This is a genomic window from Streptomyces sp. NPDC059994 (assembly GCF_042737755.1).
GTDB lineage: Bacteria > Actinomycetota > Actinomycetes > Streptomycetales > Streptomycetaceae > Streptomyces.
The window spans coordinates 1-6,542 of sequence record NZ_JBHWUR010000195.1; the positions used below are offsets into that span (position 1 = coordinate 1).

Consider the following 6,542-nt stretch of genomic DNA (forward strand, 5'->3'; position numbering starts at 1 on the left):
GGCTTCGTCGTGTGCCGCCGCGGGCGCTCAGCCCGCGGCCGCCTCCGCGCGGATGCGGTCGAACTGGGCCCCCATGGCCTCGGCCAGGGCGTGGGCACCGGACAGCGGGCGGACCATCACCGTGAGGTCGTCGATGAGACCGTCCTCGTCGAAGTGGAGGAAGTCACAGCCGTTGACCTCCAGCCCGCCGACCTTGGCCGTGAAGACCAGCGCCTGGTCACGGCCGTCTGCGCCGACGATCTCCCGTACATAGCGGAAGTCGGTGAAGACCCGGCCCACGCCCCGCAGGATCGCCGCCGTGATCGCCTTGCCCGGGTACGGCTTGAACGCCACCGGGCTGGTGAACACCACGTTCTCCGCGAGCAGTTCCTCGATCGCGGCGTGGTCGCCGGACTCCACGGCCTTGCGGAAGGCGCTCATCGCCATCAGCCACCTCTCCCCTCGAATACTCAATTTTTTGAGTAGGTGCAGAAGACAGTAGTCACACCTCGGCCGCACGTCCAGGCCTCATTCCCACGCCGCTCCCTTCACATCGAAGGTCGCTTTCCAGCCACCACGGAACGTCACAGCCGGTTCACAGCTTGACCCACGACGACCTGGGACTCCCGAAATCCCTTGACCGGAAAGCGACTTCCTCTTCCGCCCCGGCTCCCTCCCCCGCTGACGCTTTCCGGTCATTCTGTCGACACCTCCATGACATGTACGCGCCCCTGCTGCAACGCTGTGCTCGCACGTGGCACCCGCACCCCCACACCTCCCCCCTCAGAAAGGGACGCTCGCGTGACCTCTCGTATATCGCGTTCTACGCGCGTCGCCGGCTCCGTCGCCGCCGCCGCGCTGCTCGCCGCAGGCCTCACCGGCCTGGCCTCCGGATCCGCCGGCGCCTCCCCCACAGGCGACGGCACGTCCGCGCAGCCGCTCCGCCTCTCCGCCTCCCAGCGGGCAGAGCTGATCCGCGAGGCGAACGCCACCACCGCGAAGACCGCCGGTGAACTGGGCCTCGGCGCCCAGGAGAAGCTGGTCGTCCGCGATGTCATCAAGGACGCCGACGGCACCGTCCACACCCGTTACGAGCGCACCTACGCCGGACTTCCCGTCCTCGGCGGCGACCTCGTCGTGCACGAGACCAAGGCGGGCAAGTCGGCGGGCGTGACCAAGGCGACCAGAGCCGCCATCAAGGTCGCCTCCACCACCCCCGCCCTCGGCGCGGCCACCGTCCAGCAGAAGGCGCTCGCCACCGCCAAGGGCGCGGGCGCTCAGAAGGCCACGGCCGACCAGGCGCCGCGCAAGGTGATCTGGGCGGCGACCGGCACCCCGGTGCTCGCCTACGAGACGGTCGTCGGCGGGTTCCAGGACGACGGCACACCGAGCCAGCTGCACGTCGTCACGGACGCGAGCACCGGTAAGAAGCTCTCGGAGTGGCAGGCCGTCAAGACCGGTACGGGCAACAGCGAGTACAGCGGCAAGGTGACCGTCGGCACCACGCTCTCCGGCTCGACGTACCAGCTCAGCGACTCCGCGCGGGGCGCCCACAAGACGTACGACCTCGCCCACAAGACCTCCGGCAAGGGAACGCTCCTCACCGACGCGGACGACGTGTGGGGCAACGGGCTTGCCTCCAACACCCAGACGGCGGCCGTCGACGCGCACTACGGCGCGGCGGTCACCTGGGACTTCTACAAGAACGTGCTGGGCCGCAACGGCATCAAGAACAACGGCGTGGCGTCCTACAGCCGTGTGCACTACGGCAACGCGTACGTCAACGCGTTCTGGGACGACAGCTGCTTCTGCATGACGTACGGCGACGGCACGGGCAACAACGCCCCGCTGACCTCGCTGGACGTGGCCGGGCACGAGATGTCGCACGGGCTGACGGCGGCCACCGCCAACCTGAACTACAGCGGTGAGTCCGGCGGCCTCAACGAGGCGACCTCGGACATCTTCGGCACCTCGGTGGAGTTCTACGCGAAGAACTCCACCGACGTCGGCGACTACCTCATCGGCGAGAAGATCGACATCAACGGTGACGGCACGCCGCTGCGGTACATGGACAAGCCGAGCAAGGACGGCGGGTCCAAGGACAGCTGGTACTCCGGCCTCGGCAACCTCGACGTGCACTACTCGTCGGGCCCGGCCAACCACTTCTTCTACCTGCTCTCGGAGGGCAGCGGCGCCAAGACCATCAACGGCGTCAGCTACAACTCGCCCACGTCCAACGGCTCCAAGGTCACCGGCATCGGCCGGGACAAGGCCGTCCAGATCTGGTACAAGGCGCTCACCACGTACATGACGTCGACGACCAACTACGCGGGCGCCCGCACCGCCACGCTCAACGCGGCGAGCGCGCTCTACGGCGCGAGCAGCGCCGAGTACAAGGCGGTGAACGCGGCCTGGGCCGCGGTCGGCGTCAGCTGATCCGGCTGCGGACCGGATGAAAGCGGGCGCCCGCCCCCGGCAGGGGTGGGCGCCCGCCCCGCTGTGTTCAAAGGCCCGCACCGCGCAGCGGCGAACCGCCGAGGAGGCTGCCGAGCACATGGCCCGCGAACTGGAGGCCCGCCTGCTAACGGGGCGTCAGTTCCCGGGAATCGTCGGAGGAGACGCCGGCCGCCGCCGCCGTTCCGGCGGTGAGGCAGGCCGCGGCGGAGAGGCTGACGAGGACGACGGCGAGGCGACGGAGCATGGGGGTCCCTTGGCTGGTGGGCGGGCGGGCGCGTGCGGCTGATCGCGTACGACTCTCGCCAACCCGGGACGCCGGGCCCGGTAGGCAGGCGGGGGGTTGCCCCGATCGGATCAGCGGGCCTGCCGCGCAGGTCGACGGCCGTAACCATCTGGGAGTACAGCGACCGGCCGCCGTGGGCCGACGACATCGCGTACGAGTCGGGGTTCATCGCGGGTTCCCGCGCACGCCCCTACGACCGGACGGGCGCCGGGGCCCGCAAGCTGCTCAAGGGCGGCTGCGAGCGGTGGCGGCCGGACGGGCGGGGTGGGGAGAAGGCGGGCCACAACCCTGGACTACGGGTGGAGGGTTGCCGCGACGGGGCGGCGGGACGGCAGCCGAGGAAGCAGGGGATGGCCCAGTGGGCCCCTGAGCGGCAGCCGTGCCGCTCCCGGGCGGAGATCAACCTGGCCGGCACCTGAACCGGGCGTGAAGCAGGGGTGTGGGGAAGGTCTCCTCCGCGACCGGGCGCCGCGGGCGTACCCTCATGGCATGACTCTTCTCGTGATGCGCCGACACGTGGACTACGTGCGCGTCACCAGCATGAGCTGTCGCCCGCAGGACTGACCCTCGCGGCCTTCGCGGCCACGGCCCCGGCCCGGCTCTCCGCCCGCCCCGGCCCTTCGCCCTTCTGCCAACGGTCCTGTCGCGGTCCCCCCGGTTCCGGCGCACCCATACGCCGATCCGTCCCGGCCGTCCTCCCGCCAACCCCGGGAACAGGACCTCCGTGCATCCCGGAACGGAAACGGAACCCGCTCATGTCCAGCACCACCCTGCTTCCCACCTCCCTCCCCGTGGTCGACCTCTCGCAGGCCGATGACCCGGCCACGCGTGACGCCTTCCGCGAGGGGCTGCACCGCGCGGCTCGCGACACCGGGTTCTTCCATCTCACGGGGCATGGCATCGACGACGCCGATGTCGCCCGCATACTGGGGCTGACCAGGGAGTTCTTCTCGCTGCCGGAGGCCGACCGGCTCGCTCTGAGCAATCTGCGCTCGCCGCACTTCCGGGGCTACACGCGCATCGGCCACGAGCTGACGGGCGGGCGTTCGGACTGGCGCGACCAGCTGGACGTCGGGGCCGAGCGGCCCGCGCCCGTGGTGGGGCCCGACGACCCGGCGTACCGCTGGCTGGAGGGGCCCAACCAGTGGCCCGACGCGCTGCCCGAGCTGCGCACCGTCGTGCTCGACTGGCAGGACCGGCTCGCGGCCGTCGCGCACCGGCTGCTCCAGGAGCTGCTCGCCTCGATCGGCGCCCCGGCCGACTTCTTCGACGCCGCCTTCGCGGAGCGCCCGCATCTGCACACCAAGCTGATCCGCTACCCCGGCAGCGCGCCCGAGGGCGACGGTCAGGGTGTCGGCGCCCACAAGGACTACGGCTTCCTCACGCTGCTGCTCCAGGACTCCGTGGGCGGGCTCCAAGTCCGGCTCGGGGACGGCTTCGTGGACGTTCCGCCGCTGCCCGGCGCCTTCGTCGTCAACCTCGGTGAGCTCCTGGAGATCGCGACGGAGGGCTATCTCTCCGCCACCGACCACCGGGTGGTCTCGCCGCCCGGAGCGGTGGAGCGGTACTCGGTGCCGTTCTTCTACAACCCGCGCCTGGACGCCCGTATCGACACGGTCCCCGGCGACTATCTGGCGCACGCGCCGGGTGTGGCGCACAGCGCCGACAACCCGCTGCACGCCGAGTACGGCCGCAATGAGCTGAAGGGCTGGCTGCGGGCCCACCCGCAGGTGGCGCGGCTGCACCACCCGGAGCTGGCGGGCTGAGCGCGGGCGCGTTTACGGGGCGCCGTCCTCCCGCGGTCGGCGGCGCCCCGGACGAAGCGGGGCCGTCTGCTCGGGGATAGACGGCCCGGCTCCGATTCCAGCTTGCGCCGTACTTCCGTGAAATGCACGGGTCGTGCGGACACTTAAAGTGGCCAATCCGGCTGCGCCAGGGCGCGCTGTGGGCGGCGGGGCGGGTGATGCCCACGCGGTCACACAGCGTGACCAGGCAGGCCGATCAGGGTGACCAGGGGCGTCAAGGCGCCCCGGGCCCAACCTCGACGCCCACGACCAGCTTGCGCAGCAGACCGGCGAGAGCGTGCCTCTCCTCATCGGTGAGCACCGAGAGCAGGGCCTCCTCGCCCCGGCCCTCGGAGTCGAGATGCCCCCGCAGCGCCTCATGCCCGGCCGCGGTGAGTTGTACGTGGACACGGCGGCGGTCGGTCGCGTCGGTCGCCCGGGTGATCAGACCGGCCTGCTCCAGCGGCCCGAGCCGGGACGACAGCGCACCCCGGGTGAGGCCCAGCAGATCGGCGAGACCGGATGGGCTCGTGGTGTACGGCGGGCCCTCGCGGCGGAGCATCAGGAGCATCTTGAACTCCGCGTGTCTGAGCCCGTCCGAGTCCAGGGTCTCCCGGCGTGTACGGGCGAGGTGCCGCCCCAGGATCGCCAGGCGCATCATGATCGCCTCCTTCACCGGGTCGTACGGGTCCAGCTCCCGCGCCCAGTGCGCCACCTGCCGATCGGCCGAGTCCTCAGGCACGGCAAACCCCCTCGTCACGTCTCGCACGGCTTACGCCCAAAGTAGTTTCCTTGTGGATAGTTTTTCGGATAACTACCTTCCTCGCCATGACGAACACCAAGGTGAGTACGAGGAGTTGGGTCCCGGTCGACGACGTGGTCGCGGCCGCTCTGGAGCTGGCGCGGGGCGGACGGTGGCGCCGGGCGGCGGCTCTGCTCGATGCGGCGGCCCCGGGCGACCGGGAGGGCCGGGCGCGGATCGCCCTGGCGGCGGTCGAAGTCGCCCTGGAGAACGACTGGTTCGGCGGGACCGACCTGACGGCCAAGCGCCTGGAGGCCGCGGAGGAGGCCGCCGCCGACCTCGGTTCCGACGGCCGCTGGGACCTGGCGTTCCTGCGGCTGCGGCACGACTACGCGGGCCAGATCCTCGTCGGCGGGACCTTCCGGCTCGGCCCGGAGGGCAAGGACGCGGACGTGCTCGCCGACGTCCGGCGCCGGGCCGCGGCGCTGCGCGAGCGGGCCCCGGACTCCGTACGGGCGGGCTGGGCGGAGATGTACCTCGGCCTGATCACGGACAACCTCTTCGCCGAGCGCGACGCCGCGCCCGCCCACTACGCGGCTGCGCTGCACGCCGCCGAATCCGGCGACGACCGCCTCGCCCGTGAGGCCCTGCGCCACCTCGGCGATCACGACCACGACCACGGCGACCCCGTGCGGGCGCGCGAACGCTGGGAGCGGGCCACCGAGTTGGGGGCGCGGGCCGGTCTGGTCCCCGGCACGCTCTCGCAGCAGATGCTGCTCGCGGTCCTCGCCCGTACCACCGGCGACGCGGCGGGCGCCGAGGCGCTGGCCCGCGAGATCGCGCGCTGGGCGGGAGCGCTGGGCGCCGTCCACATCGAGGCACAGGCAGCGGCGTTCCTGTCCGGCGCGGACCCCACGGCGCCACCCGCCGGACACGCGCCGTCCACCGCGAGCGACCTACCGCCCAGGTATGAGTCGCCCTCCGGGACTGCCACCGAAGTTCATATGGGTTCAATCCCACGGTGAATGCCAGGCGGCAGCCGGGATTCCTAGGGTGTTCCGCACACCGAGGGCATGAGTCCTCCGGGGACCACTCAGGAAAGGAACGATTCCATGACCACGGTACGGGGGAAGTCCACGTTCGCGTACGGCGCCGTCGTCGCGATGGCCGTCACCGGGATCGGCGTCCTGCCGGCGCACGCCGGGCCGACGCCCGCCAAGGCCCCACAGCAGCAGTCGGCCGTAAGGGCGGACGCGCGCCCAGCGCACGCCGGGGCCCTCGTCGACGCCGGTCGACG

At 71.5% G+C, this 6,542-nt stretch carries 7 protein-coding genes; 5 read left to right on the top strand and 2 right to left on the bottom strand.

Features of this window, described 5'->3' with window-relative positions; genetic code table 11:
* Positions 1–27 precede the first annotated feature (27 nt).
* A complete protein-coding gene (locus ACFWA7_RS39455) occupies positions 28–420 on the bottom strand; it encodes a nuclear transport factor 2 family protein (RefSeq protein ID WP_385827986.1) in 393 nt (130 codons plus the stop codon).
* Positions 421–780: 360 nt separating this feature from the next.
* On the opposite strand from ACFWA7_RS39455, the gene ACFWA7_RS39460 reads away from it, so the two are divergent.
* From ACFWA7_RS39460 to ACFWA7_RS39470, 3 genes are all read left to right on the top strand, one after another.
* Complete coding sequence (locus ACFWA7_RS39460) at positions 781–2,415, top strand: M4 family metallopeptidase (RefSeq protein ID WP_385827988.1); 1,635 nt, start codon at positions 781–783, stop codon at positions 2,413–2,415.
* Positions 2,416–2,712: 297 nt separating this feature from the next.
* The gene (locus tag ACFWA7_RS39465) at positions 2,713–3,138 is read left to right on the top strand and encodes a hypothetical protein (RefSeq protein WP_385549962.1); all 426 of its coding nucleotides are present in this window, start codon (positions 2,713–2,715) and stop codon (positions 3,136–3,138) included.
* Positions 3,139–3,474: 336 nt separating this feature from the next.
* Positions 3,475–4,485: an isopenicillin N synthase family dioxygenase gene (locus tag ACFWA7_RS39470; RefSeq protein WP_385549965.1), complete on the top strand. Its 1,011-nt coding sequence runs from the start codon at positions 3,475–3,477 to the stop codon at positions 4,483–4,485.
* Between the two features lie 253 nt (positions 4,486–4,738).
* Here the strand turns inward: ACFWA7_RS39470 and ACFWA7_RS39475 are convergent, their stop codons facing one another.
* Positions 4,739–5,245: a MarR family winged helix-turn-helix transcriptional regulator gene (locus ACFWA7_RS39475; RefSeq protein WP_385549967.1), complete on the bottom strand. Its 507-nt coding sequence runs from the start codon at positions 5,243–5,245 to the stop codon at positions 4,739–4,741.
* An 86-nt stretch (positions 5,246–5,331) separates the two neighbouring features.
* On the opposite strand from ACFWA7_RS39475, the gene ACFWA7_RS39480 reads away from it, so the two are divergent.
* Entirely contained in the window at positions 5,332–6,270 is a 939-nt protein-coding gene (locus ACFWA7_RS39480) for a hypothetical protein (RefSeq protein ID WP_385827990.1), read from the top strand.
* A gap of 87 nt (positions 6,271–6,357) precedes the next feature.
* A partial coding sequence (locus tag ACFWA7_RS39485) for a hypothetical protein (RefSeq protein WP_385827992.1) occupies positions 6,358–6,542 on the top strand: 185 nt, incomplete at its 3' end.

What these genes read in the sequence shown, in the direction of transcription:
- ACFWA7_RS39470 (WP_385549965.1), top strand. Translation starts at nt 3,475, where the DNA reads ATGTCCAGCACCACCCTGCTTCCCACCTCCCTCCCCGTGGTCGACCTC.
- ACFWA7_RS39480 (WP_385827990.1), top strand. Translation starts at nt 5,332, where the DNA reads ATGACGAACACCAAGGTGAGTACGAGGAGTTGGGTCCCGGTCGACGAC.
- ACFWA7_RS39455 (WP_385827986.1), bottom strand. Translation starts at nt 420, where the DNA reads ATGAGCGCCTTCCGCAAGGCCGTGGAGTCCGGCGACCACGCCGCGATC.